Raw genomic sequence first — 26,426 nt, 5'->3', positions numbered from 1 at the left:
CTTCACATGACCGGCTCAACCGATCTGTACCTGGTCTTCGGTGTAGCGCACCCGGGCCCGGCGTGGCCGTGCCATCGAGAACGCCAGCGCTAGAGGGCCGATGCGGCCGGCGAACATGGTCGCCATCAGCACCGCCTGACTGGGCATCGACAAATCCATGGTGATGCCGCGGCTAAGGCCGACCGTGCCGAACGCCGAAAAGCCCTCGAAAATCAGGTCCATGGTCTTCATGTCCGGCTCCAGAATCACCAGCAGGAAGTTGGCCAGCATCACCAGCAGCAAACTCAGCACCACCACCGTATAGGCGCGGAACACCGAACTCAGCGCCACCGTGCGGCCGAAGGCGGTGGGCTGCTGCTCGCCTTTCAGGAAGGCGCGGGTGGCCAGGATCACCACCATGAAAGTGCTCACCTTGATGCCCGAGGCGGTGGAGTTGCTGCCGCCACCGACGAACATCAGAAACATGATCAGCAGGGTGCTGGAGGCGTTCAGCGCGTTCACCTCGACAATACCGAAGCCCGAGCTGCGTGGCGTCACCGCCATGAACCAGGCCAGCAACGGCCGCTGGGTCTCTGGCAGCACCGCCAGGGTGTTGGCGTTTTGCCATTCGAACATCATGATCAGCAGCCACGCCGACAACGCCAGCAGCGCGGTGCCCGACAGCGTCAGCTTGCTGTGCAGGCTCAGCCGCGAGAAACGCCGTTTTCGCCACAGGTCGGTGAGCACGGTGAAGCCCAGCCCACCGACGATGAACAGGCCGGTGACCACCAGGTTGACCAGCGGGTGGGCCGCCCACGGCGTAAGCCCCTCGGGCAACAGGCTGACGCCGGCGTTGTTGAACGCCGAGGCGGCATGAAAGAAACTGAACCAGAGCCCTTGCCACCAACCCAGCTCCGGCACCCACACGGTGGCCAGCGCCAGCGTGCCCAGCGCTTCCAGGCTCAGGGCCAGAATCGCCACGTAGCGCACCAGCACCAGCACATCACCGGGGGCGGTCTGGTCCATCGCTTCGCGCACCAGCCTCTGCCCGCCCAGGCCCAGCCGGCCGCCCAGCACCATCACCGTGAGCGCGGCGAAGGTCATCAGCCCCAGCCCACCGAGGTGGAACAGCACCAGAATCACCAGCTGCCCGTAGAGGGTAAGATCGTTCAGGTCGACCACCGCCAGGCCGGTCACGGTCACCGAGGAGCAGGCGGTGAACAGCGCCTGCCAGAGCGTCATGCCCGGCTCACTGGCCGGCCCCAGCCACAACAGCAGCGCGCCGATCAGAATCAGCAAAAAGAAGCTCACCGCCAGCACCAGTGGCGGGCTGTAGCGGCGCACCCGCGACAGCCGCAGGGTCACGTCCAGGCGACCGCGCAGATCGGGCGTCCAGATTCTCACAGGTTATCGGAAAAATGCCGCAGGGCGTCTTCCTCGCCCAGCAACACCAAGTGGTCGTTGCGGCGCAGACGCTGATCCGGCTGCGGATGAAGGGACACGCTCTGGCCATGTTTGATCGCCAGCAGGCGCACGTCCTTGTCGATCTTCAGCTCGGAAAGCGGGCGGTCCTCAAGGACTTCGCCGGGGCGGATTTCGATCACGAAGTAGTTGTCGCCCAGGCTGATGTAATCGAGCATGTTCGGGTGCGCCATGTTCTGCGCCACGCGCAGGCCCATCTCGTACTCGGGGTGGAAAATACGGTGCGCGCCCAGCTTGGCGACAATCTGATGGTCCGCCGGCGTGATCGCCTTGACCCACACTTCCTTCGCTTCCAGCGAGATCACCACCATGGTGCACAGAATGCTGGCCTCGATGTTCTCGCCAATCGCCACCAGCACCGCGTCGAAACGATGCAGATCCAGCTCCTTCAACGCCTCCTCGTCGGTGGCGTCGGTGATCACCGTCTGGGTCAGCTTATCCGCCAGCCGATTGGCCCGGTCTTCGCTGTTGTCCACGCCCAGCACCTCATGGCCCAGCCGCATCAACTCCACCGCCACCGCCTCGCCAAAACCACCCAAGCCGATTACCGCGAACTGTTTTTTCATGAGCACTCCTTTTGGTCGTGGCGCTAGACGCCGGACGCTTGACGCTTGACGCTTTTTAAACATCTTAGCCGAGCCTGTTTGCGGCTCCGCAATCGGTCAGTGCAAATCCGCAACGCTGGCAAACCCGGGTTTTGATTTTAGCGTCCGGCGTCCGGCGTCCAGCGTCCAGCGCTACAACTGCTCCAACGCTTCCGCGAGCGTGCTCACCGCCACCACCTCCACCCCGTCGGGCATTTGCCGGGGCAAATTGGCTTTGGGGATGATGGCGCGGCGGAAGCCGTGTTTGACGGCTTCGTGGAGGCGTTCCTGGCCCTGGGGCACGGGGCGGATTTCGCCGGACAGGCCGATTTCGCCGAACACCACCAGGTCGCGGGCCAGCGGCCGGTCGCGGAAGCTGGAGACAATCGCCTGCACCAGCGCCAGGTCGGCGGCGGTTTCGCTGACCTTGACGCCGCCCACCACGTTGGCGAACACGTCCTGATCACCGACCTGAATGCCGCCGTGGCGGTGCAACACCGCCAGCAGCATGGCCAGGCGGTTGGCTTCCAGCCCCACGCACACCCGGCGCGGGTTGCCGAAGTGGCTGGCGTCGACCAGCGCCTGCAATTCCACCAGCAGCGGCCGGGTGCCCTCCCAGACCACCGTCACCAGCGAGCCGGCGGCGATGTCATCGGCGCGATTGAGGAAGATCGCCGAGGGGTTCTTGACCTCCTTGAGCCCCTCGCCGGTCATCGCGAACACGCCCAGCTCGTTGACCGCGCCGAAGCGGTTCTTGAGCCCGCGCAGGGTACGGAACCGGGCGTCCGAGGAACCCTCCAGCATCAGCGAGCAATCGATCATGTGCTCCAGCACCTTAGGCCCAGCCAGGGTGCCGTCCTTGGTGACGTGCCCGACCAGCAACAACACGGTACCGGTTTGTTTGGCGAAACGCGTCAAGGCGGCGGCGCACTCGCGCACCTGGGCCACCGAGCCGGGCGCCGATTGCAGCCCGGCCAGATACATCACCTGAATGGAATCCACCACCAGCAACCGCGGCCGTTCCTTGTGGGCCAGCTCCAGGATGCGTTCCACGTCGGTTTCCGCCGCCAGGCGCAGTGCCTCCTTGGGCAGTTTGAGGCGGTCCGCGCGCATCGCCACCTGGGACAACGACTCCTCGCCGGTGACGTACAGGCAGCGTTGTTTGTCGGCCAGCCGGCACAGCACCTGCAACAGCAAGGTGGACTTGCCAGCGCCCGGATGACCGCCGATCAGGATCGCCGAGCCGGGCACCAGGCCACCACCAAGCACCCGGTCCAGCTCGCCCATGCCGGCGCTGATGCGCGGCGTTTCCTCCAGCACGATCTCATTGAGGTTGCGCACTTCCGCCCGCTCGCCGCTGAACCCGGTGCGCTCCGCGCCCCGAGTCTTGGGCGTGGCCGGGTCCACCACGAATTCCTGCAGGGTATTCCAAGCGCCACAGGCCGGGCACTGCCCCTGCCATTTGGGAAAGTCCGCACCGCACTCGGTGCAGACGAACGCCGTTTTCTTTTTCGCCACGGAGAGCTCCTCAAGGGCGGGTGCGTTGTGAGTGGTAAGCTACAAGTCGCAAGCTTCAAGCCGCAAGCCCGACCTGCTTGTCGCTTGAAGCTTGCGGCTTGCAGCTATTCCGCGATGACTCTCACCGGCCGCGCGGTGACCTGACAAAACAACTCATAACTGATCGTGCCGCACGCCGCCGCCACTTCGTCCACCGGTATCACGTCGCCCCACAATTCCACTTCGTCGCCAACGCGGGCGTCGATGCCGTTCAGGTCAACGGTGAGCATGTCCATGGAGACCCGCCCCACCAGCCGGGTGCGCTGGCCATTGACCGCCAGCGGTGTGCCACTGGGCGCGTGGCGCGGGTAGCCGTCGCCGTAGCCCACCGCCACCACGCCGATGCGGCCCGGGCCGTCGGCGCGCCAGGTGGCGCCGTAGCCGACGCTGTCGCCGGCCTGGATCGGGTTGATGGCGATCAGGCGGGCGCGGAAGCGTTCCGTGACGCGCAGGTCCAGCTCGGCGGCGCTGCGCCAGGCGAACGGCGAACTGCCATAGAGCATGATGCCCGGGCGCACCCGGTCGGCGCGGGCCTCGGGGTAGCGGATCAGGGCGGCGGAGTTGGCGGCGGTGAGCGCCACCCCCAGCTCCCGGGCCAGGGCGCCAGCCATGGCCAGCTGCGCGTCGCTGTGCGGGTCGTCGTGCAGATCGGCGCAGGAAAAGTGGTTCATCACCCCCAGCAACTTAACGCCGGGCACGCCGCGCAGGCGCGCCGCCTGGGCGCGGGCCAGATCCGGCGCCATGCCGAGCCGGTTCATGCCGGTGTTGACCTTCAGCCAGACGTTCAAGGGCGCCGGGTTGGCCGCCAGCAGGTCCACCTGCCAGGGCGAGTGCACCACCACTTCGGCGTGCAGGCGCGCCGCCAGGCGCAGCTCGTCGGCGTCGAAGAAGCCCTCCGCCACCAGCAACGGGTGGGCCAACCCCAGGTGACGCAGAGCCTGGGCTTCCTCCAGCAGCGCCACGCCCAGGCCATCGACCTGATTGGCCATGGCCCGCGCCGCCAGCCCCAGGCCGTGGCCGTAACCGTTCGCCTTGACCATCGCCAGCACCCGGGCGCCATCGGCCAGGGCGCGGGCGCGGCGGGCGTTGTGGGCGAGCGCGGCGGGGCGCAATTCCAGCACGGTACCGCGCATCAGACGGCACTCCGGGCGGGCGATGAACACAGGGGGAGGGACAAGCGGGTCTCCTTGCCGCGAGTCCGGCGGCTACTCGTCGCCGCCGGAATATTGCTGATAGTACTCCGGCGCCAGGTCGTCGAAGCGGGTGAATTCGCCCCGGAACGCCAGGCGCACGGTGCCGATCGGGCCGTTCCGCTGTTTGCCGATGATGATCTCGGCAATGCCCTTCTCGGTGGATTCCTTGTTGTAGACCTCATCGCGGTACAGAAACACGATCAGGTCGGCGTCCTGCTCGATGGCGCCGGATTCCCGCAGGTCGGACATCACCGGGCGCTTGTTGGGGCGTTGTTCCAGCGACCGGTTAAGCTGTGACAGCGCGATCACCGGGCAATTCAGTTCCTTCGCCAGGCCCTTCAGGGAACGGGAAATCTCCGAGATTTCGTTGACCCGGTTGTCGGAGCCCGGCACCTGCATCAATTGCAGATAATCGACCATGATCGCGCCTAACTCGCCGCCGCATTCGCGCGCCACCCGGCGCGCCCGAGCGCGCATTTCCAACGGGCTGAGCGCCGGCGTGTCGTCGATAAAGAACTTCTGCTCGCTGAGCATCTGAATCGCCGAGGTGATGCGTGGCCAGTCGTCCTGTTCCAGGCGCCCGGAGCGAATCGCGCTTTGATTGATGCGCCCCAGGGAAGAGAGCATCCGCATCACCAGCGAGTCGGCGGGCATTTCCATGGAAAACACCAGCACCGGTTTGTTCGCTTTCAGCGCCACGTTTTCGCACAGGTTCATGGCGAAGGTGGTTTTCCCCATCGACGGCCGCCCGGCCACCACCACCATGTCGGCGGGCTGCAGGCCGGCGGTCATTTTGTCGAATTCCTCGAAGCCGGTGGTCAGGCCGGTCAGGGAATTCTTGTTTTTGTACAGCTCGTCGATGCGGTCCACGGTGCGCTTGAGCACGTCCTTGATGCCCTGGGGCCCGGAGCCCTTGTTCTGCTGCTCGGCGATTTCAAAGATGGCCGCTTCGGCGCTGTCGAGAATCTCCAGGGACGGCTTGCCCTTGGGGTTGAATGACATCGCCGCGACGTCGTGGGACACCTGGATCAACTGCCGCAGAATGCTGCGCTCGCGGACAATGTCCGAGTAGGCGTTGATGTTGGCGGCGCTGGGGGTGTTGCGGGCCAGTTCCGAGAGGTAGCTCATGCCGCCGATCTGGTCGAGCTGGCCAAGGTGGGTGAGCGCCTGGGAGACGGTCACCAGATCGCAGGGCTTCTCTTCTTCCACCAGCTGCCCGATCACGGCGAAGATCTGGCGGTGCTCCTTGCGGTAGAAATCCTTTTCGCCGACTCGCTCGGCGACTTCGTCCCAGGCCTCGTTATTGAGCAGCAGGCCGCCCAGCACCGCCTGCTCCGCTTCCAGCGAATGCGGCGGCACGCGCAGGTTCTCTGGCAGGTGATCGTCCAGTGGCAGGCTCAGGGGTTCGTTCATGATGGGTCCGATGGCTAGGGGGCAGGCCCGGGCGGGCCCGCGAACAAACAAAAAAGGCACCGTCCGCTGCCGGACAGTGCCCTGATTGTGTCACCGCGCCCCCCGGGGGGCAAACGATGACCAGAGCCGTTCGGCTCTGTTTACTCAGCCGGTACCACGGCCAGCTTGATGGTCACGGTCACGTCCGCGTGCAGAGCCAGGTCGAGGTCGTACTCGCCGGTCTGGCGCAGGGCGCCGTGAGGCAGCTTCACTTCCGCCTTGGTCACTTCCACGCCGGTTTGCTCGGAGATCGCTTCGGCGATATCACGGGTGCCGACGGAGCCGAACAGCTTGCCTTCGTCACCGGCCTTGGCGGGCACGGTCACGGTGGCTTCAGCCAGTTTCTCGGCCCGCGCCTCGGCGCCGGAGCGCTGCTCGGAGGCGTGCTTTTCAAGCTCGGCGCGACGGGTTTCCACTTCGGCCAAGTTGCCCTTGGTGGCGGGCAGGGCCTTGCCTTGCGGAATCAGAAAGTTGCGGCCGTAACCGGGGCGAACGTCCACCACGGAGCCCAGGTCACCCAGGTTCTTGATGGTTTCCAGCAGGATCACTTGCATGACGGTCCCCTCGGCTTAGTTGTCGTGGCTGTCGGAGTACGGCAGCAGCGCCAGGAAGCGGGCCTGCTTGACAGCACTGGCCAGCTGACGCTGATAGCGCGCCCGGGTGCCGGTAATACGGCTGGGCACGATCTTGCCAGTTTCGGTGATATAGGCTTTCAGGGTGTCGAGATCCTTGAAATCGATGTACTCAACACCTTCCGCGGTGAAGCGGCAGAATTTGCGGCGGCGATAAAAACGGGCCATGTCATTTCCTCTCGATGTCAGTCCAGGAGAACCAGTGTTTCCGCGATCATCTGCAAACGGTCCCGGGCGTCGCCTTTGTAGCCGGCGCGGCTGAGAAATCCCGTCACCCTGACCCGCTGTCCTTCGCGTGCCGTGTTCAGCGTTCCGGTTTTGCTGCCCACCAGAACCACGGCGATCCGCAGTTGAACATCGCGGGGGTGACCGTCTTCCTCTTGCCGGGAGCGGTGCTCGAGCCAGATTCGCTGGCGGGGCACCCCGGCCGGAGAGCGCGCCACCTTTTCAAGGGTGACGATAACGCCGGTCAGTTCGCAGAGATTGTGCTCGGAAATCAGCTGGCGACCTCCTCCTTCTCGGTGGATTTCGCCAGATGCGACGGCTCGGTGATGGCCTTATCACGGCGAATCACGAGGTGACGGATTACGGCATCGTTGAACCGGAAGGTGTTTTCCAGCTCGGCGAGGGTTTCGCCGTCACATTCGATGTTCAGCAGCACGTAGTGTGCTTTGTGGATCTTGTTGATCGGGAAAGCCAACTGACGGCGGCCCCAGTCTTCAAGGCGGTGAATCGTGCCTTTGCCATCGGTAACGATCGCGCTGTAACGCTCGATCATGGCGGGCACTTGTTCGCTCTGATCCGGATGGACCAGGAACACAACTTCGTAATGACGCATTGTGGCTCCTTACGGATTGGCAGCCTCCCGCACGATGCGGTGAGGCAAGGAGTTCCGCGACCCGGAGGCAGCGGAAGGGCGGGGATTCTAGCTTAGAGCGGCCCCAGGCTCAAGGGCCGCGCCCGCGGCCCTTGAGCCTGGGGCCGCTCGCTGGACGCTGGACGCCAGACGCTGGACGCTTAACCCCCAATCGGAGCGGTGAGCCGTGTTTACTGAAAGCATCGCAGGAAACACACGAAGAGGCTCTGTTCCGGGTTGAGCGTCCGGCGTCCGGCGTCCGGCGTCTAGCGCGCTAGCGCGCTGCGCACATGAAAAAGCACCACCCCGGTCGCCACCGACACATTCAAACTCTGCACATCCCCGGCCATCGGAATCGAAAGCAGCGTGTCGCAGCGTTCCAGGGTGAGGCGGCGCAGGCCTTCGCCTTCGGCGCCCATCACCAGGGCCAGGGCGGCGGGGGGCGTGTAGTCGAACAGCGACACGCTGCCCGGCGCCAGGGCGGTGCCGGCCACGGTGATGCCGCGCTGTTGCAGCCGTTCGATCAACTGGGCCAGATTGCCGACCTCGAAATACGGCAGGGATTCGGCGGCGCCGGCGGCGCTGCGGCAGGCCACCGGGGTCAGCCCGGCGGCGTGGTGGCGCGGCACGATCACCGCGTCCACGCCGGCGGCGTCGGCGCTGCGCAGGCAGGCTCCCAGGTTGTGCGGGTCGGTGACGCCTTCGAGAATCAGCAGCAGCGGTTCCGGGCGGCGCTCAAGCAGTGCTTCCAGAGCGGCGTCGGAGCCCGGCTCACGGGCCCGGGCGCGGGCCACCACGCCCTGGTTCTGCGGGCCGGCCAGCTTTTCCAGGGCGTCCCGGTGGGCGAACTGCACCGCGATGCCCTGATCCCGGGCCGCCACGATCAGCGTCTCCAGCCGGGCGTCGCCGCGCTTGGCGCGGGCGTCCAGCACAAACAGCTCCAACACCCCTTCCGGGCGATGGCGCAGCAGCGATTCCACCGCGTGGATGCCCGAATACATCAAGGGTTTGGCGAGGCTGCCCTTGGCGCGCTTAGCGCCGCGCGGTGGGGCACCGGAGCGCCCTGAAGGTTTGCCTGCGTTCATCGACGGCGGCGCCCTTTGCGCTCACCGCCACCGCTGGCCTTGCTGCGCCCCTTGCGCGCCGAAGGCACCTCGCCACGGGCCAGCTTATCGCGCTCGGAAGCGCCGTCGGCGGCCTTGGCGGCGGGCTTTTTGTCGGCTTTTTTGTCGCCTTTTTTATCGCCGCCGCCCTTGCCACCACCGCGACCGCCGCGTTTGGCGGCGGGCTTGCCGGCGCGGCGCGGTTTGGAGGGGGTGCTGCTGATCAGCTCAAGATCGATCTTGCGCTCTTCGGTGTGCACCCCGGCGACCTTCACCACCACCGCGTCGCCCAGGCTGAACTGCCGCCCGGAGGATTCGCCCACCAGGGCCATATTAATGTCGTCGAAGTGGTAATAGTCGCTGTCCAGGTTGGCGACATGGGCAAGGCCATCGATGTGCAGATCGTTGATCTGCACGAACAGACCGAACGCTGCCACGCCGCTGATCACCCCTTCGAACTCTTCGCCGAGATGATCTTCCATGTACTGGCACTTGAGCCACTGGACCACGTCGCGGGTGGCGTCGTCGGCGCGCCGCTCGGTCATCGAGCAGTGCTCGCCCATGGCCACCATATCCTGCTCGGAGTACGGCAGAATTTTCGCCTTGGGAATCTTCGGCAGCTCACCCGGATTGTCCACATGGGGGTTCTCGCCACCCTCGCGGATCAGATAACGGATCGCGCGGTGCACCAGCAAATCCGGATAACGGCGAATCGGTGAGGTGAAGTGGGTGTAGGCGTTGTAGGCCAGGCCGAAGTGACCCTTGTTGACCGCCTCGTAGCGGGCCTGGCTCATGGTGCGCAGCATCATCGTCTGGATCAGCGAGCGGTCGGCGCGCTCGGCGATCTGCTGGCCCAGCGCCTGGAACACCTGCGGCCCGATCGCCCCTTCCGACCAGGGGATGCTCAACCCCAGACCGCCGAGGAACTGCTGCAGATTGCTGAGCCGCTCTTCCTTGGGTGCCTCGTGGTTGCGATACAACGCCGGCAGGCCGGATTTTTCCAGCAGGTGCGCGGAGCAGATGTTGGCGGCCAGCATCGCCTCTTCGATCATCACGTGGGCGACGTTGCGCACCACCGGCACGATGTCGCGGATCTTCTGGTTTTCGTCGTAGAGAATGCGGCTTTCATCGCTCTCGAAATCGATCGCGCCACGCAGCTCCCGGCGTGCGCGCAGCGCCAGGTACATCTCGTGGAACGCCCACAAGGTGTCGATGCTGTCGTCGTCCAGGCTGGCTACGGTCTGCTGCGCCAGCTCGGATTCCGGTTCCTCGATCATCGCGCCCACCTTGTTGTAGGTGAGGCGGTGACGGGAGCGCATCACCCCTTCGCGGAACACGAACCGGGAAATGCGACCGTTGGCGGACACCAGCATGTCGCAATACAAGCACAGCCGGTCCACGTGGGGGTTGAGCGAACACAGCCCGTTGGAGAGCTCTTCGGGCAGCATCGGCACCACCCGATTGGGGAAGTACACCGAATTGCCCCGGCGGTGGCCTTCGTTGTCCAGCGCCGAGCCCGGGTGCACGTAATGGCTGACGTCGGCGATCGCCACGATCAGCCGCCAGCCGCCACGGCGGCGGCGCGACACATACACCGCGTCATCGAAGTCGCGGGCGTCCTCGCCGTCAATGGTCACCAGCGGCAAATCGCGCAGGTCGACACGGTGGGCCTTGGCCTCGTGGGGCACCTCGGCGCCAAAACGCCGCGCTTCCTCTTCCACGCCCTGGGGCCACTGGTGGGGAATCTCGAAACGGCGCAACGCCACTTCCACTTCCATGCCCGGCTGATCCGGCGCGGCGATGATCTCCACCAGACGCACCAGCACGCGATGATCGCGGGACGGGTACTGGGTGATCTCGGCGCGCACATGGTCGCCCGGATTGGGGTTCAGGCCGTTGTGGTCCTCGACCACCACTTCCTTGCTGGCGCGGCGGTTTTCCGGCTCGATAAAGCTGACGCCACCTTCGCGGTCATAGCGGCCGACCACCTCGGTGGTACCGCGCTCGACGATCTCGACGATGCGCGCCTCTTCCTTGCCAAAGCGATTGACGCCCTCGACGCTCACCAGCACCCGGTCGCCGTCCATCACCTTTTGCATCTGGCGCGGCGCCAGGAACAGATCCTTGCGCTCGCGATCCTCGGGGATCAGAAAGCCAAAGCCATCACGGTGGCCCTGCACCTTGCCGGGGATCAGATCCATGCGCGACACCAGGCCGAGCTGGCCTTTGCGGTTTTCCACCAACTGACCATCGCGAAGCATCGCCTTAAGACGGCGCTCCAGGCCGACCGCGCCTTCCTCGCCCACGTCCAGAAACCCCGCCAGCTCATGCTGGTCCAGCGGCCGGCCCTGGTCGTCGAGGACTTGCAGGATCAGCTCACGGCTGGGGACCGGATTTTCATAGTTGGCCGCTTCCCGTTCCGCGTGGGGATCCTTGTAGCGTTTCCTGGATGACATTCATTAACCTCTGAAAAATAATATGTATAGGCCGCCGCCCGCTTCCCGGCGGGCGCCACCTTACCGTACCCGCGACGCCGACGAAATCATCAAGCCGGCGGAGTGCGGGCAACGTCATAGGGAGCTGGAGGTGCCGTGGGCGGCCCGGCGGGACATCGTCCCCGGCCAGGCAAGGAACGCGCGCGGCCCGACAAAAAACAGGCTCTGGCACCCCGGCGCCGGCGAAAACCGACCTCGAATCAAGAGTGCCTCCGGCGGCCTTTTCCAAATAAACCGTTTGACATCGGGGCATCATATACTAGAATGCACGCGCTTTCGCGATGAACGGCCCATTTTCCGTGGCCCTTCTTCAGCAAGCCGAGGTGGTGAAATTGGTAGACACGCTAGCTTCAGGTGCTAGTGGGGGCAACCCCGTGGAGGTTCAAGTCCTCTCCTCGGCACCAATTAAGGATAGGCTCCCAATGGGAGCCTTTTCTGTTTGTGGCCGCCCTCCCTGGCGGCCATCCTCCCGGACCGTCGCGTTGCGACGTCAAAAATCGCTCCCGGCGATTTTTTCTCGGAAGGACTCCCGGCCCACATCGTTCATTTCGCGAGAAAGCCCATGAACCTGACGAAACCCCTCCGTGCCCTGCTCGCCGGCCTGGTTCTGACCGGCTCGCTGCTGTGCGCCACCCCGACCCTGGCCGATCAGGCCGTCAACCCGGAAGTGCAAAAGGCGGACGCCCAACGCGAGCAGATCGCCCACCGCGAACGCATGCTGCTGCTGTTTCCCGCCGCCGCCCTGGGCATCACCATCGCGCTGATTTTCTTTACCCGCCGCAAGTAAATCGCCCCCCTCTTCTCTATCGATAGGGCAGCCGCCAGGCTTCGGCCAGACCACCGACCCCGATCGCACCGGCGAGGCGCCGGGCCGGGCCGCCCAGGACCGTGTTTGGCCAGGGAAGGCCAAACGCGAGCCTACAGGGACGCACTCGTGGCGTGTCCTGGGCGGCCCGGCCCGGTGACTCGCGACCCGCCTGGAGGGTAAAGCGCGAATTTTTGGGAAGCCGTGAATTGTTAAACATCCAGGCTGAAAGCAATACGGCACCGCAGTTAAAACGGAACGCCGCCCAACCGTTTCCAATAATGACGGAAAGCCTCTTTTACCGGTAAGGCACCGGCGCTTTGACCCCGGTCCGCTGCCCCTCGGGCACCTCCTGATAAATGTTCTCGCGGGGCGCCAGCACCGCGTCGCGGCCCTTGATGTAACTCTGCTCCTCGACAATCGCCCGGTAGGCCTTGTTCAGATCCAGGGCTCGCCGTTCGGAAGGCAGGATCAGCGCAGCGATGTCCTGTTGCAGGGCGGCGAGTTGGTCCGGTTTCAGGTTACCTTCGGCATCGAAGAAGCGGGCGCGCACTTCGCTGTTGGCGCGGTACTCGTCGGCGTTGCCCACCTGCTTGAGATAAAACGCGTATTCGCCGCTGCCGTCTTCACGCTTGGGTTCCGGCGTGCCCGCCAGGCTCTTCTGGTCCCAGTGGTACCAGCCACGCTGGAAGCTGTCGGCGGCGTTCAGCTTGCGGGCCATGGCGAAGGTGCCGTCGGTGGTGGCGCCGATGGCGCCGTGGCAGCCGGCGCAGGTGGCCAGCTCCTCGAACGATTGCGGCCTCAAATCCCCTTTTTTGTCTTCGATAAAGCCGCTGTAGCGCCAGCCACGCCGGTTGCTGACACCCACTTCGATGTCACCAATCACCGGCTCCAGCCGGTCGGGGAAGTCATGGGCGTCTTTCAGCTCCTCGAACACCAGCTCATTATGCTGGTAGTAGCTGGTCCAACTGGTTTTGCGCGCGTAGCGCAGCTCTTTCATGCGCGGCGCCATGGCCACCTGGCCCTGGTCGTCGATGTCCAGATAGCGCACCGTGTGCAGAAACTCGGTGCCGAGCGGGTAAAGGCCGGCGGACAACCGCGCCTCGCCGCTCTCCTGAGCCAGCCGGGCTTGGCCCACGTAATGCATGAAGCGTTTTTCCAGGGGTGCCCAGTCATAGGTGATAACGGTGGCGGTTTCCAGCCTGCCATTTTTGTCCAGATCCACGTTCAGCGACGCTTCGTCCACCGGGTCGATGGCCACGTCCTGGCGTTTGATCAACGCCTCGACGATGGCCAGGTTGACCCGGTACACGGTCAGGTCGGGTCCCCCGGCTTCGTTAATGCGGTAGCGTTCCGGCAGGCGAATCAGCACGTCGTCGGTGGCGCCGTTGGTGGGGAAGAAGGTGCCCGGGAAAGGTGTGTAGGCGAGCGCGCGCCAACCGGTCAATGACCCGCTGGCATCGTGGTCGAAGCCCTGGCGGTCGAAGTGAAAGCCCACGTCCGGCACGTAGCCGTCCCAGCGGCCGTTGCGGTTGCCGTCCCAGTGATCCGGCAGGCGCTCGGTGAGGGTGGTGGCCAATGGCACGGTGCCGGTCGAGTCTTGGTAGTTGTTTTCACGCACGTAGTCGAGAATCGCCTGGTCGTCCATGGCGGCCAGATAGGCACTGCGATCCTTGAACTGGTTCTCCCATCGGTTGATGCGCGCCGGGGCGGCGAAGTCGTAGGCAAGTTGCAGGTCGAGATCGTTGGTGTAATTCGGTTTCTGGCTTTCCGTGTGGCAGGCGTAGCAGGGGTTGCTGGCCTCGCCACCGGGGTTCTCCGTTTTGGTATAGCACTGAGGCGGGGTGATCGCCGCCGGGTTGGAGAGATACAGCCGCCCCAGGTTTTGTTGTTCCGCGGCGGCGCTGTCGTCGCACCCGCTCAGGGGCCATACCAAAACGGCCAGGCTGCCGGCTAAAAGAAAGTTCTTCATTGGTTACTCAACATGGTTCGCCCGACATGAAAAAGCCGGGGCGAAGGCCCCGGCCGTGGTGTCGCAATAACGCTTACTGATCCATTGCCGGGAACGGCCCGACGTAGCCGGTGTAGGCGCGGTGATCCAGGGAGCCGTCCGGTATTTTGCCCTCATCCGACTCACCGTACGGATGTTGAATCACGCTCATCAGGTAGCCGAAGCCGTTGATGTTCGGGTACCAGTACAGCGAGGTGGATTCGGAACCGTAGGGGGTGGTCTGCACCCGGGTCAGGCCGGCGGTCTGATCCTCGGCGGAGACCTGGGCCAGATCCAGCGCCCAGACCACGTCGTTCTGGTGGCCGGAACCGGTGTCCTCACCGATCATCAGGGTGTTGTAGCCGGTGATGAAGGTGATGTTGTCCGGGCTGGCGAGGCCGTCCTTGTCGCAGGTGTAGCTGGCGTAGGGGCTGTCTTCGCCATACTGATCGGTGGGCACACCGGCGATCAGACCGCGCATGGTGGTGGCGACAAAATCGGAACCGATCTCCCCGTCACTGCCCATTTCCAGTTGGTAGACACCGCCGCAGCTGTTGGCCTCTTCGAGACGGATGTGATTGGCACTGGCCAGATCGCTGCCGCCGTTGTTAAGCATGCCACTGCTTACATCGCTCATCGCCACGTAGAGGTGGTTGCCCTTGGGGTCGAAGGTGATGCCCTCTTCCTTGCGGAACTCGGTGGTGGCGCCGTGCATGGCGGCGTAACGGCGGGCTTCCATGCGCGAGGCGGCCAGCTCCATGCCGTCGTTGATCTTCAGGCACTCCACGTCGCTGCCGTTGGCCATGACCGCGGTGAAACCGTCGTCGCAGGCGTCGCCGGTGGCGGTGCCGGTGGTGAAGATGTCCTCGAAGGTCAGCGCGCCGGCGCCTTCCAGATAGGGCTCGATGTCGTCGTCGCTGGCATGACCCAGGCTGATCCATTCCAGATCGGCGCTGCCCAGACCTTCACCGGAGGTCTGGTTCCACTTGGCCGCGTACAGGGTGCCGGCGCTCAGGTCGCCGGCGGTGTCGGCGACGAACATGTAGAAGCCCACGTTGGTGCCGTCGTCGCTCATGTAGACGGTTTTTTCATCGGGCATCACGTAAGAGAGCTCGAAGGCCAACCGGCCCATGGCGTAGTGCTTAGTGAGGTCGGTGGTGGGCTCCGCGTCGCCTTCCGCGTTGACCTTCACTTCGATGTTCCAGCCCCACCAGTAGGGGTTGATCACCGAGGTGTCGCCGCCGAAGTAGGCGGCCATGCTGTTGGCACTGCCGGGGGAGGCCGCGTCCGGCTCGTACTCTTCGCTGGCCAGGTGCGTGTTCCAGGGGGTCACCGACGCCGCGCAGTGGGTCCAGCCGCCGTTCACGCCCGACTGATCAACTTGCCACAATTGCTTCGGCGTCAGCAGACCGTTCTCCGGATTCTGATCCAGCTCGATCAGGAACATCGCGCCCGGCTTGGTCTCCATCTGCGAAACCGAGAACAGGCGATCACCGATCGGCAACAGAGACGTGTGTTCGTTGGAGTCGGTCACCGCGGGATAGGGCTCATCGAAATACAGGGGCTGACCGAGTTGATCCACCAGTTGGCCGAACACCACGTCCGGACCGATGGAGTCGCCGGAGCGCAGCAGGGTGTGGTAGCCGATGTCGTAATCCTGGCCGTTAACGGTGGCGACGGGTGCCGCCAGCACCTGACGCTTCTCCGAATCCGAGGCCGGCGCCTCCACCCCTTGGAAAGAAAGCGTGCGCGCGCTGGCGCCGCCGTCGTTGTCGTGGTCTGAATCACTGCCGCAGGCGCTCAGCAAAGCAATGCCCACCATGACGGTGCCGATCTTCACCGCCAGGGGGGTTTTGGCAAACGGAATCATTGAAAGTCTCCCAGAAAGATTTGTTATCTGCGGGAGTAGTGAAGCGGACAACTGTGACAGTAGAGTCACAGAAATAAGAAAGGTTATGTGACAGGCGAAGCGGGGAGGATCGCCCTGACCACCGCTGCCGCGCGCGGGCGCCGCGCGGCAGCGGTGGCGGTCGATCGGTTCAGGCGAACGGGCTGCGCTTGATGATGGTCTCGACCCGGTCCGGGCCGGTGGAGATGATGTCGATGGGCGCGCCGGTGACTTCCTCGATGCGCTTGAGGTAGGCCAGCGCATTGGCGGGCAGGTCTTCCAGGCGTTTGGCGCCGAGCGTGGATTCCTTCCAGCCGGGCACCGATTCGTACACCGGGGTCACTTCCGAGTAGCTGTCCGCGTCCCAGGCGCATTCCAGTTTTTCGCCGGCGGCGTTTTCGTAGCCCACGCAGATGCGCACTTCTTCCAGGCCGTCGAGCACGTCCAGCTTGGTCAGGCACAGGCCGCTGATCGAGTTGATCTGGATGGCGCGGCGCAGGGCCACCGCGTCGAACCAGCCGCAACGGCGGGCGCGGCCGGTGGTGGCGCCGAACTCGTGGCCCTTCTCGGCCAGGTAACGGCCGGTTTCGTCGAACAGCTCGGTGGGGAACGGGCCGCCGCCGACGCGGGTGGTGTAGGCCTTGGTGATGCCCAGCACGTAATCCAGATACAGCGGTCCGAAACCGGTGCCGGTGGCGGCGCCGCCGGCGGTGGTGTTGGAGCTGGTCACGTAGGGATAGGTGCCGTGGTCGATGTCCAGCAGGGTGCCCTGGGCGCCCTCGAACATGATGTTCTCGCCGGCTTCGCGCGCCTGGTGCAGGCGGGCGGTGACGTCGCACACCATGGGCCGCATTTCTTCGGCCATTTCCAGCATTTCGTCCAGGGTCTTCTGGAAGTCCACCGGTTCGGCGTTGTAGAAGCTGCGCAGGATGAAGTTGTGATAATCCATCACTTCGCCGAGTTTGGCGGCGAAGCGTTCGCGGTGGAACAGGTCGCCCAGGCGCACGCCACGGCGGGCCACCTTGTCTTCATAGGCGGGGCCGATGCCGCGCCCGGTGGTGCCGATCTTCTGGGCGCCCCGGGCCACTTCCCGGGCCTGATCCAGCGCCGCGTGCACCGGCAGGATCAACGGGCAGGCGGCGGAGATGCGCAGGCGCTCGCGCACCGGCACGCCCTTGTCCTCGAGACCACGCATTTCACTGATCAGCGCTTCCGGCGAGAGCACCACGCCGTTGCCGATCAGGCATTGAACGTTTTCACGCAGAATGCCCGAAGGAATCAGGTGCAGGACCGTTTTCTTGCCATCAATGACCAGCGTGTGGCCGGCGTTATGGCCGCCCTGGAAACGGGCCACGCAGGACACCTGATCGGTGAGCAGATCGACGATCTTGCCCTTGCCTTCATCACCCCATTGGGTGCCGAGAATAACGACGTTCTTACCCATGGCTGTACGCTGCTTCGTCTATCAGGAGGAAATGGATTGCAGAGCCCAGCCGCCGTCGGCGGCCAGCAGTTGTCGGTCGCAGCCGAGCTCCACCGGATCGTTGTCGGCGCCACTGAGCGCCAGTACCACGCGTTCACCGCCGGCGCGCAGGCGCGCCACTTCAGCGGCGAACGCCGGGTCGCTCAGGTCGCCGCGGGCGAGGATGCCGCCGCCCAGGGATACCGGGGCAAGCGAGGCGAGTTTTTTCAGATCGGCGCTGAAGCCGGTGGCCGGGCGGGCACGACCAAACACTTCACCGATGTGGTCATAGCGGCCGCCCTTGGCCAGCGGTTCGCTGTCGCCGGCGCGGTAGGCGGCGAACACGCAGCCGGTGTGGTAGTGATAGCCACGCAGTTCGCCCAGGTCCAGGTGCACGCGGGCGCCGCTGCCCTGCAGGGCCGCCACCAGCCATTCCAGCTCGGCCAGCGCGGTGAGCGCCGGCGGGCAGTCCTGGAGCAGCGCGTGGGCGTCGGCGAACACGCCGGCGTCACCGTCCAGAAACGGCAGCGCCGCCAGGGCGCGCGCGGCGCCGGCGGGCAGCTCGTGCTCACCCAGAAAGGCATCCAGCTCCGCGCGCGCCTTGCGCAGGTAGATGTCTTCCAGGCGTGCCTGGTCGCCCTGATCCAGGCCACAGGCGTCCACCAGCGCGCGAAAAATGCCGACGTGGCCGAGGTCCAGCACCAGCGGCTGATCGATGCCCGGCAACGCCAGGGTTTCCAGCATCAGCAGAATCACTTCCAGATCGCTGTCGCCACCGGCCGGGCCGAACAACTCGACACCCAGCTGATAGGGCAGCCGGGAGCCGCCGGCCTGGGCCGGCCGCGCGCGCAGCGCGGTGGAACAATAACAGAGCCGGGCCGGGCCTTTGCGGTGCAGGCTGTGGGCGTCGATGCGCGCCACCTGCGGAGTGATGTCCGCGCGCACACCCATCAGGCGGCCGCTGAGCTGATCGGTGATTTTGAAGGTCTCTCGCTCGAGATCACGGCCGGCGCCGTTGAGCAGGGATTCCAGGAATTCGATCAGCGGCGGGAATACCAGTTCGTAACCCCAGGACGCATACAGGTCCAGAGCACGACGGCGCAGTTGTTCGATGGCCCGGGCGCGTTCGGGGAGCACCTCCTCGACACCGTCGGGCAACAACCACTGTTCTTCCTGATTCATCATGGATAACCGTTAGCGCATCAGTAGCAGTGTGCCGAAAAAGCCTTCGCCGGCCCTTCCAAGCCACCGTCACAGGCCGTTGTTCAACGGCCCGCCAGCAACAGGCCGGCACCCAGCATCCTGAGTACCAGACCGATGATTCGCAGTGTGCGGCCGGTCAGCGAGGGGCCGTGGCCGACCCGCCCGGAGGCCACCAAAGGCCACCCGATAGCCACAAAAAAACCGGGTATCTCGACCCGGTTGATGCATTCTACCACGTCCACCGGGGAGCAGATACCATCGCGGACGCCACGCCGGCCCCCACCCACCGACACCACAAAGCCCGCCGGAGCGGGCTTTGTGGGTCATGCCAACGCGTTTAACGGTTGCCGTTGGCGTCTTTCAGATAGCGGAAGAACTCGCTGTCTGGCGACAACACCATCAAGTCGTTGTCGGAGTCGAACGTCTCCCGGTAAGCCTGCAGGCTGCGGTAGAAGCGGAAGAACTCCTGGTCCCGTGAGTAGGCGCGGGCAAAGATGCTGGCGGCTCGGGCATCACCCTCACCGCGCACTTTCTGCGCTTTCTCGTAGGCCTGGGCCACGGTCTCGATCTCTTCGCGGTCGGCGGCGGCGCGAATCCGCTCCGCTTCCTCACGGCCCCGGGCACGGTGCTCGGCGGCGTCGCGGGCGCGCTCCGCGCGCATCCGGTCAAACACCCGGCCACGCACCTCCTCTGGCCAATCCACCTGCTTGACCCGCACGTCCACCACTTCGATGCCCAGATCTTCCAGGGTGGCGGCGTTGACCTCGTTGGCCACCGAGTTCATCAGCTTCTCGCGCTGGTCGTTCTTGTCGTCCAGCAGAGCCTGGGTGGCGCCCTTCTTGGCCACCTCGCGCTGAAACTGCTCGTCCTCTTCACGGGCAATCGGGTCGATGGCGGCGTCGCCACCGGCTTTTTGCACTGCGGTCGGGTCGAGCGCTTCGTCGGGCAGTTCCCCGCCGCGGCCAGCTACCACTTCCTGAACCGTGCGCGAGGCGAACTGGTTACGCAGCGCTTCGTTGATGCGCGGGTCGAGCATCTCCCGGGCGCGGCGCTCCATGGCAGCGCCGTTGGTGGCACCGGCTCCGACACTGACGATAAAGCGCTGCACGTCGGCGATTCGCCAGGTGACGAAAGCGTCCACGGAGAGGCGCTTCTTCTCGCTGGTCAGGAACGACTGCGAGGGCACGTTATGGGTGAGCAGACGCCCGTCCACGCGCACCACGTCATCGATCATCGGCACCTTGAAGTAGATGCCCGGCTCGATGTCGGTTTTCTCGACCCGGCTGAAGCGCTTGAGTACCGCTTTGTCGGTTTCGTTGACGATGTAAAAAGAATCCAGTGCCAGCAGCAACAGCACGCCTATTGCCACCAGCATCAACCAGCTACGTGTGCCCATCAGCGAATCTCCGTGCTGTTGCTGTTGTAGAGGCTGCGCGGGGCGCTGCGACGACTGCCACCACCATCATCGGCGCCAGCGTCGGAGGTGGTGCGGCGCTTGGCGCTGCCGCTGTCTCCGGAGCTGTCCTGGGTGCCGGACGTGGAACGGTTTTTCATCAGCTGGTCCAGCGGCAGGTACATGACGTTGTCGCCGTCTTTCACGTCCACCAGGATTTTACTGGAATCACTGAGCACCGCCGTGAGGGTATCCAGATAGAGCCGGTCACGGGTGACCTTGGGCGCCTTCTGGTACTCGGCCACCAGATCCAGGAAGCGGCTGGCGTCACCCTGGGCCTCGGCGACCACCCGGGTTTTGTAGGCTTCCGCCTCTTCGGTCACCCGTGCGGCCTTACCACGCGCCTCGGGAATCACCGAGTTGTAGTACGCCTCGGCCTCTTTCTTGAAGCGGTCTTCGTCTTCACGGGCCTTGGCTACGTCGTCGAAGGCGTCGCTGACCGGGTCCGGCGCGGCGGTGCGATCCAGCACCACCTGGTTGATTTCCAGGCCGGTGTTGTAGCGGTCCAGATATTCCTGCAGGCGCTTGCGCACCTCCATGCGAATCTCTTCGCGGCGGTCCTTGAGCACACCGTCCATGGTCGAGGAGCCCACCACATGGCGCAGCGCCGAGCTGGTGGCGTGCTCAAGAATGGTCTCCGGCGCCGCCACCCGCAGCAGGAACGCCTTCGGATCGACCACCCGGTACTGCACGCCGAGGGTCACGGCGACGATGTTGGTGTCGCGGGTGAGCATCTCTTCGCTGAGTTCATAGGTGCGGTTCTGGCTGACATCCACCTTCATGCTTTCTTCGATGATCGGTGCGCGCCAGTTCAGGCCCGGGTCCACCATGCGATCAAACTTGCCGAAACGCAGCACCACCGCGCGCTCGCTCTGATCGACCTGATAGAACCCCATCAGCGCATAACCGACCGCGACCACCACCAGCGCGGCGATCAGCACGCCCACCGGCAAGCCGCCGCCGGTGCTTTTGCCGCCACCGCCACCGTTGCCGTTACCGCTTTTGCCGCCAAAAAGATTGTTGATCCGGTCTTTAAGATTCTTCAGCGCTTCATCGAGATCGGGCGGCCGCTGATCGCCGCCACCACCGCCCCCGCCCCAGGGGTCCCTGGGCTTATTTCCGCCGGGTTCATTCCAGGCCATTGAGTTCTCCGTTATCCCGCCCTGTGCGAGCGTTCAGGATTGTAGGAAGGGGTATCCGTATCTGCAACCGAAGGGTCAGGTACCCGGACCTGATCTTCACGCAGGCCGGCTTCGCGCAACAGGCGCTCGAAATGGACCCGGTTAAGGTGCACACGTAACAACATGCCGCCATCGGTGGCGGCTTCCTCGGCCAGCACTTCGCCGGCCTCATGCAAGCGCGAACGCAGGCGGCCCGCCTCTGGCGGCAGCCGCAGCCAGCGATCCACCCAGCGATCCGCGAGCCGTTCGGCAATGGCTTCGAACAACAATTCAAAACCTTCGCCGGTTTGCGCGGAAATCCATACCCGCCAGGGCAGCCCCTCTTCATTGCGTTCAATGTGCGGGACCATGCCCAGCCGGTCCACTTTATTGTAGACATGCAAAACCGGCACCTGTTCGGCGCCGATCTCGGTGAGCACCTCTTCCACCGCCGCCACATTATCGGAACGCTCGTCCACACTACTGTCGGTAACGTGAAGCAGCAAGGACGCATTCACCGTCTCTTCCAAGGTGGCGCGAAACGCCTGCACCAAACGGTGCGGCAAATGGCGGATAAAACCCACCGTATCGGCGAGAATGGCCGGGCCGACACCGGGCACGCGCACCTTGCGCAGGGTCGGGTCGAGGGTGGCGAACAATTGATCCGCCACGTACACGTCGCCGGTGGTGAGCGCATTGAACAGGGTTGATTTGCCGGCGTTGGTGTAACCCACCAGCGAAATCAGCGGCGTCTCCGAGCGGTCCCGGGCGCGGCGGCCCTGGGCGCGCTGCTTGCGCACCTTTTCCAGGCGCGCCTCAATGGCACGGATGCGATCACGCAGCAAGCGGCGGTCGGTTTCCAACTGGGTTTCGCCCGGACCGCGCAGGCCGATGCCGCCTTTCTGGCGCTCCAGGTGAGTCCAGCCGCGCACCAGCCGGGTGGACAGGTGGCGCAATTGCGCCAGCTCCACCTGCAGACGCCCTTCGTGGGTGGCCGCCCGCTGCGCGAAAATGTCCAGAATCAAACCGGTGCGATCGAGCACGCGGCATTTCACCGCACGCTCCAGATTGCGCTCCTGGGCGGGACTGAGAGAATGATTGAACAGCACCACGTCCGCTTCGCTTTCGCGCACCAGCGCCGCCAGCTCCTCGCTCTTGCCGGAACCGATGAACAGCGCCGGGTCGGGCCGGTCGCGCTTGCCCAACAACTGCGCCTCGGGGATCACCCCGGCGGAGGTCACCAGATGATGGAATTCATCCAGGTCTTCGCGGCCCACGGCATCGGGCAGGTCGATGTGCACCAGCACGGCGCGCTCGCCAACACCGGTACGTGCCTGTTCGGTACGATCAAATAGATCCATAAACCTCAGTCTAACAGGCGCCTGGAAGCAGCCTGTAGTGCAAATTCAGTGGATGTGCGGCGGCCCTGTTCAACCGCGCCGGCCACGGAGCAAAGCGACGGGATCGCCCCGCCGACGGCGCCGGCCCGGGACAAGACAAAGCCACGCCCGATCAGGCGTGGCTTTGGGGGAGGAAGATGACGGAACGGACGTTTACTGATTGCCGAAGTCGTCACCGGGTCCGCCCGTGGGTGCACCGTTGGTGCCGTGCATCGCCGGGTTGCCGCCCGCGGTACCGGATGCCCGCGGATTGCGAGAAGGCACCACGGTGGAGATGGCGTGTTTGTATACCATCTGGCTGACCGCGTTTTTCAACAGCACCACGTACTGGTCGAAGGACTCAATTTGACCTTGCAATTTGATGCCGTTCACAAGAAAAATGGAAACTGGTATACGTTCCTTTCTCAGCGCATTGAGAAAAGGGTCTTGTAGCGAGTGCCCCTTTGACATGGCAATTCTCCTTAACTGTATAAAAAGTGAGCGCCCAACCGTTCGGGCAATGTTCATCAGCGCTTTGGAAACCTGGATCCATTGATACCCATCGGTGTGGCCAATCCGTCGACACACCCGCCAGCGGCACGCTTCCCACAACGTGGAGACCGTCGGCTAACCGTTATGAATGGATCCAGAGGTTCCAAGCCCTCCTTGGCGACCGAGTCCGGGTCAGCGAAATCTTCTGGCAATGCTCCCGAGAAAAAGTTTCTGCCCCGAGCCTTCGTGAGCCCCAATACCTGGCTTCGGCTGTTATATGGGTCGCCCCCAGCGTAAAACAAGTAGCCAGACAGACTAACTAAACACGGTTTTACAAACCCCTGCAAGCCGCTTGAGACAGGCTTCGCGCTGCTCCGGCAAGGTGCTGTCGAAGGTCTCGGGGCCGGGCCATTTGCGCAACCAGGTGATTTGCCGTTTGGCCAGTTGACGCGTGGCGATGATACCCCTTTCCACCATGCTGGCGTAATCCCATTCGCCCTCCAGATAGCGCCAGACCTGCCGGTACCCCACCGCTTTCATGGCTGGCAGATCGGCGTGCAGATCGGCGCGCGCGCGCAGCGCCCGCACCTCTTCCACCAGCCCCTGTTCAAGCATGGCGTGAAAGCGCGCTTCGATGCGCCGGTGCAGTTCCGCGCGGGGCGGTGACACCACCAGGCTGAGCACTGGATGGGGCAAGCCGGGAAAACGATAAAAGCCGTTTTCGGCCGCGCGCGCGCCAGTGTCGTGCTGATCATGGAATTCAGACAGCGCCCGCCCGGTGAGGCGATGCACTTCCAGCGCCCGTTGCAGACGTTGCTTGTCGGTGGGCTTGAGACGCGCGGCACTGGCCGGGTCTACCTTCGCCAATTCGCGGTGCACCGCTGGCCAGCCCTCGGCGGCAGCCAGCGCGGCGATTTCCCCGCGCACCACCGGGTCGGCCTCCGGCAACGGTGCCAGCCCTTCCACCAAAGCCTTGAAATACAGCATGGTGCCGCCCACCAGCAGCGGCAGCCGGCCATCCGCGTGAATGGCCTGGATTTCGCGCAGGGCGTCGTGGCGGAAGTCAGCGGCGGAATAGGGCTCGGCGGGGTCGCGGAAACCGAGCAGACGATGCGGCGCCCGGGCCAGCTCCGCGTCGGAAGGCCGCGCCGCGCCAATGCTCAAGCCCCGGTACACCAGCGCCGAATCCACATTGATCAACGAAATCGGCAAGGTCTCGGCGGCGCGGATCGCCAACTCGGTCTTGCCCGCCGCCGTTGGGCCCATAAGCAAAATAACCGGGTCGGACGTCGGACGTCGGACGTCAGGAGCGACGGGGTTGACGTCCGACGTCCGACGTCCGACTTCAGACATTCATTGCCCCCGCATAAACAGGCGGTCCAGTTCCTTGACGCTCATCTGCGTCCAGGTGGGGCGGCCGTGGTTGCATTGGCCGGAGCGTTCGGTGGCTTCCATGTCGCGCAGCAGGGCGTTCATTTCCGGGACGGTGAGGCGGCGGTTTGCGCGCACGCTGCCGTGGCAGGCCATGGAGGAAAGCAGCGCGTCCAGGTGGCGCTCGATGCGCTCGCTGCTGCCCTGGGCGAGCAGATCGGAGAGCACATCGCGCACCAGGGTTTCGCTGTCCGCGTTGCGCAACAGCGCCGGCACTTCGCGCACCACCAGGGTCTCCGGCCCGGCGCGCTCGACCGCGAAACCAAGCCGCCCGAACACCTCGGGTTGCTGCTCGGCGAAATCCGCCTCGCGGGACGACACCGCCATCGACACCGGCACCAGCAACGGCTGGCTGCGGACTTTCTGTTCCGCCCAATCGCGTTTCAGGCGCTCGTAGGTAATGCGCTCATGGGCGGCGTGCATGTCCACCAGCACCATGCCCTGTTCGTTCTCGGCGACGATAAAAATGCCGTGCAGCTGCGCCACCGCGTAGCCCAGGGGCGGGGTCTGCCCGGGTTGCGGTGCGGCGGCGTCGCCAGCGCCGCCGGCCACCAGCGCGCCATAGGCGCCGGCCTGGCCGGCGCCATCGGCAAGCCGGCGCGGGCCACCGCCCGGGGTGCTCTGATAGCCGGCGCCGTAGCCACCGCCATAACCGCCGCCGACCCCACCGAACCCGGCAGGCGCGTCGCCGGCGGCCGGCGGCGCGCTGGTCAACGGCATGCTGCCCTGGCTGGGCGCCATCCCGGCGCTGTCCGCCAGGCTGGCCACGGCGCGCGGCTCACTGCTGGGGCGCACATCAGCGATCGCCCGGTGCAAAGAACGGAACAGGAAATCGTGCACCATGCGCTGCTCACGGAAGCGCACTTCGTGCTTGGTGGGGTGCACGTTGACGTCCACCAGCGCCGGATCGACCTCGAAGAACAGCACATAGGCCGGATGCCGGCCATGGTAGAGCACGTCCGCATAGGCCTGACGCACCGCGTGGCTGACCACCTTGTCGCGGATCACCCGGCCGTTAACGTAGAAATACTGCAGGTCCGCCTGCGAGCGCGAAAAGGTCGGCAGGCCCATCCAGCCGTGCAGACGCAGCCCCCCCAGCTCCACGTCCACGCTCAGCGATTGCTCGATGAAGGTGCGTCCGCACAGCCGGCCAACCCGGGCGGCGCGCAGCGCCGGGTCATCGCCGGGGGGCATCTGGTGAATCACTTTCTGGTTGTGGCTGAGCCGGAAGCCGGTCTGGAATTCGCTGAGCGCGATGCGCCGGAACACCTCTTCCAGGTGATTGAATTCGGTTTTCTCGGTGCGCAGGAAGCGGCGCCGCGCCGGCGTGTTGAAAAACAGATCGCGCATCGTCACCGTGGTGCCGCGCGGGTGCGCCGCCGGCGCCACCGAGGGCGCCATGTCGCGGCCCTCCACGGTCACTTCCCAGCCTTCCGCCTGCTCACCGGTGTTGCTGGCCAGCGTCAACCGCGACACCGAGCTGATCGCCGCCAGCGCTTCACCGCGAAAGCCCAGGGTGCCGATCGCTTCCAGGTCATCGAGGCCACGAATCTTGCTGGTGGCGTGGCGCGACATGGCCAGCGGCAGATCGTCGTGGTCGATGCCGCCGCCGTCGTCGCGCACCCGGATCAGTTTGCTGCCGCCCTGCTCCACGTCCACGCTGATCTGCCGGGCGCCGGCGTCGAGGGCGTTTTCCAGCAGCTCCTTAAGCACCGACGCGGGGCGTTCCACCACCTCGCCGGCGGCGATCTGGTTGGCGAGCCGGGAATCGAGGAGCTGAATCTTGGCCAAAATCGCAAAACCTCCGTTAGGCGGGTTGGGGTGCCGGCA

At 64.9% G+C, this 26,426-nt stretch carries 23 protein-coding genes and 1 tRNA gene; 2 read left to right on the top strand and 22 right to left on the bottom strand.

Going from position 1 to position 26,426, the window contains the following annotated elements; translation table 11 throughout:
* Positions 1 to 15: 15 nt before the first annotated feature.
* The 11 genes from CGS25_RS10555 to rnr all read right to left on the bottom strand — a co-directional run bounded on the left by CGS25_RS10555 (position 16) and on the right by rnr (position 11,294).
* Positions 16 to 1,383: a TrkH family potassium uptake protein gene (locus CGS25_RS10555; RefSeq protein ID WP_101675423.1), complete on the bottom strand. Its 1,368-nt coding sequence runs from the start codon at positions 1,381 to 1,383 to the stop codon at positions 16 to 18.
* Positions 1,380 to 2,027: a potassium channel family protein gene (locus tag CGS25_RS10550; protein ID WP_101675422.1), complete on the bottom strand. Its 648-nt coding sequence runs from the start codon at positions 2,025 to 2,027 to the stop codon at positions 1,380 to 1,382. The genes CGS25_RS10555 and CGS25_RS10550 overlap by 4 nt, the downstream gene beginning before the upstream one ends.
* 171 nt (positions 2,028 to 2,198) lie before the next feature.
* Positions 2,199 to 3,563 carry a DNA repair protein RadA gene (gene radA / locus CGS25_RS10545; RefSeq protein WP_101675421.1) on the bottom strand — a complete coding sequence of 455 codons (1,365 nt, stop codon included), beginning with the start codon at positions 3,561 to 3,563 and terminating at the stop codon, positions 2,199 to 2,201.
* Between the two features lie 104 nt (positions 3,564 to 3,667).
* Positions 3,668 to 4,735, bottom strand: a complete 1,068-nt coding sequence (gene alr, locus CGS25_RS10540; RefSeq protein WP_089034602.1) for an alanine racemase — start codon at positions 4,733 to 4,735, stop codon at positions 3,668 to 3,670.
* Between the two features lie 72 nt (positions 4,736 to 4,807).
* Positions 4,808 to 6,208: a replicative DNA helicase gene (dnaB, locus tag CGS25_RS10535; protein WP_089033479.1), complete on the bottom strand. Its 1,401-nt coding sequence runs from the start codon at positions 6,206 to 6,208 to the stop codon at positions 4,808 to 4,810.
* A 140-nt stretch (positions 6,209 to 6,348) separates the two neighbouring features.
* Entirely contained in the window at positions 6,349 to 6,801 is a 453-nt protein-coding gene (gene rplI, locus CGS25_RS10530; protein WP_089033480.1) for a 50S ribosomal protein L9, read from the bottom strand.
* Between the two features lie 15 nt (positions 6,802 to 6,816).
* Positions 6,817 to 7,047 (bottom strand): 30S ribosomal protein S18, encoded by a 231-nt coding sequence (gene rpsR, locus CGS25_RS10525; protein ID WP_089033481.1) that lies wholly within the window; start codon positions 7,045 to 7,047, stop codon positions 6,817 to 6,819.
* A gap of 17 nt (positions 7,048 to 7,064) precedes the next feature.
* Positions 7,065 to 7,352 carry a primosomal replication protein N gene (gene priB, locus CGS25_RS10520; RefSeq protein ID WP_269800690.1) on the bottom strand — a complete coding sequence of 96 codons (288 nt, stop codon included), beginning with the start codon at positions 7,350 to 7,352 and terminating at the stop codon, positions 7,065 to 7,067.
* A 23-nt stretch (positions 7,353 to 7,375) separates the two neighbouring features.
* Positions 7,376 to 7,717, bottom strand: a complete 342-nt coding sequence (rpsF, locus tag CGS25_RS10515; RefSeq protein ID WP_089033483.1) for a 30S ribosomal protein S6 — start codon at positions 7,715 to 7,717, stop codon at positions 7,376 to 7,378.
* A 284-nt stretch (positions 7,718 to 8,001) separates the two neighbouring features.
* The gene (rlmB, locus tag CGS25_RS10510; RefSeq protein ID WP_089034603.1) at positions 8,002 to 8,736 is read right to left on the bottom strand and encodes a 23S rRNA (guanosine(2251)-2'-O)-methyltransferase RlmB; all 735 of its coding nucleotides are present in this window, start codon (positions 8,734 to 8,736) and stop codon (positions 8,002 to 8,004) included.
* An 80-nt stretch (positions 8,737 to 8,816) separates the two neighbouring features.
* Positions 8,817 to 11,294 carry a ribonuclease R gene (rnr, locus tag CGS25_RS10505; protein ID WP_101675420.1) on the bottom strand — a complete coding sequence of 826 codons (2,478 nt, stop codon included), beginning with the start codon at positions 11,292 to 11,294 and terminating at the stop codon, positions 8,817 to 8,819.
* 356 nt (positions 11,295 to 11,650) lie between these two features.
* Here rnr and CGS25_RS10500 point away from each other — a divergent pair.
* Both CGS25_RS10500 and CGS25_RS10495 read left to right on the top strand, forming a co-directional pair.
* A tRNA-Leu gene (locus CGS25_RS10500) sits at positions 11,651 to 11,737 on the top strand.
* Between the two features lie 158 nt (positions 11,738 to 11,895).
* Positions 11,896 to 12,120 (top strand): hypothetical protein, encoded by a 225-nt coding sequence (locus CGS25_RS10495; RefSeq protein ID WP_089033485.1) that lies wholly within the window; start codon positions 11,896 to 11,898, stop codon positions 12,118 to 12,120.
* 316 nt (positions 12,121 to 12,436) lie between these two features.
* On the opposite strand, the gene CGS25_RS10490 is transcribed toward CGS25_RS10495, so the two are convergent.
* From CGS25_RS10490 to mutL, 11 genes are all read right to left on the bottom strand, one after another.
* Complete coding sequence (locus tag CGS25_RS10490; RefSeq protein ID WP_101675419.1) at positions 12,437 to 14,110, bottom strand: hypothetical protein; 1,674 nt, start codon at positions 14,108 to 14,110, stop codon at positions 12,437 to 12,439.
* Positions 14,111 to 14,183: 73 nt separating this feature from the next.
* Entirely contained in the window at positions 14,184 to 15,998 is a 1,815-nt protein-coding gene (locus CGS25_RS10485) for a PhoX family protein (RefSeq protein ID WP_101675418.1), read from the bottom strand.
* Between the two features lie 169 nt (positions 15,999 to 16,167).
* Complete coding sequence (locus tag CGS25_RS10480) at positions 16,168 to 17,460, bottom strand: adenylosuccinate synthase (RefSeq protein WP_089033490.1); 1,293 nt, start codon at positions 17,458 to 17,460, stop codon at positions 16,168 to 16,170.
* 21 nt (positions 17,461 to 17,481) lie between these two features.
* Complete coding sequence (locus CGS25_RS10475) at positions 17,482 to 18,663, bottom strand: ATP phosphoribosyltransferase regulatory subunit (RefSeq protein WP_101675417.1); 1,182 nt, start codon at positions 18,661 to 18,663, stop codon at positions 17,482 to 17,484.
* Positions 18,664 to 18,743: 80 nt separating this feature from the next.
* Positions 18,744 to 18,875: a hypothetical protein gene (locus CGS25_RS19295; RefSeq protein ID WP_269800689.1), complete on the bottom strand. Its 132-nt coding sequence runs from the start codon at positions 18,873 to 18,875 to the stop codon at positions 18,744 to 18,746.
* Positions 18,876 to 19,018: 143 nt separating this feature from the next.
* Complete coding sequence (gene hflC / locus CGS25_RS10465; protein WP_101675416.1) at positions 19,019 to 20,077, bottom strand: protease modulator HflC; 1,059 nt, start codon at positions 20,075 to 20,077, stop codon at positions 19,019 to 19,021.
* Positions 20,077 to 21,276, bottom strand: coding sequence for an FtsH protease activity modulator HflK (gene hflK, locus CGS25_RS10460; RefSeq protein ID WP_089033494.1), 1,200 nt, complete (start codon positions 21,274 to 21,276; stop codon positions 20,077 to 20,079). The genes hflC and hflK overlap by 1 nt, the downstream gene beginning before the upstream one ends.
* An 11-nt stretch (positions 21,277 to 21,287) precedes the next feature.
* Entirely contained in the window at positions 21,288 to 22,655 is a 1,368-nt protein-coding gene (hflX, locus tag CGS25_RS10455; protein ID WP_089033495.1) for a ribosome rescue GTPase HflX, read from the bottom strand.
* Positions 22,656 to 22,847: 192 nt separating this feature from the next.
* Complete coding sequence (gene hfq / locus CGS25_RS10450) at positions 22,848 to 23,144, bottom strand: RNA chaperone Hfq (protein WP_089033496.1); 297 nt, start codon at positions 23,142 to 23,144, stop codon at positions 22,848 to 22,850.
* Between the two features lie 336 nt (positions 23,145 to 23,480).
* Positions 23,481 to 24,431: a tRNA (adenosine(37)-N6)-dimethylallyltransferase MiaA gene (gene miaA / locus CGS25_RS10445; protein WP_232802356.1), complete on the bottom strand. Its 951-nt coding sequence runs from the start codon at positions 24,429 to 24,431 to the stop codon at positions 23,481 to 23,483.
* Between the two features lie 87 nt (positions 24,432 to 24,518).
* Complete coding sequence (gene mutL, locus CGS25_RS10440; RefSeq protein ID WP_101675414.1) at positions 24,519 to 26,387, bottom strand: DNA mismatch repair endonuclease MutL; 1,869 nt, start codon at positions 26,385 to 26,387, stop codon at positions 24,519 to 24,521.
* Positions 26,388 to 26,426: the final 39 nt, after the last annotated feature.

Origin of the sequence: Alloalcanivorax mobilis, assembly GCF_002864685.1 — a bacterium.
GTDB lineage: Bacteria > Pseudomonadota > Gammaproteobacteria > Pseudomonadales > Alcanivoracaceae > Alloalcanivorax > Alloalcanivorax mobilis.
This window is presented reverse-complemented; position numbering and strand designations above follow the sequence as displayed.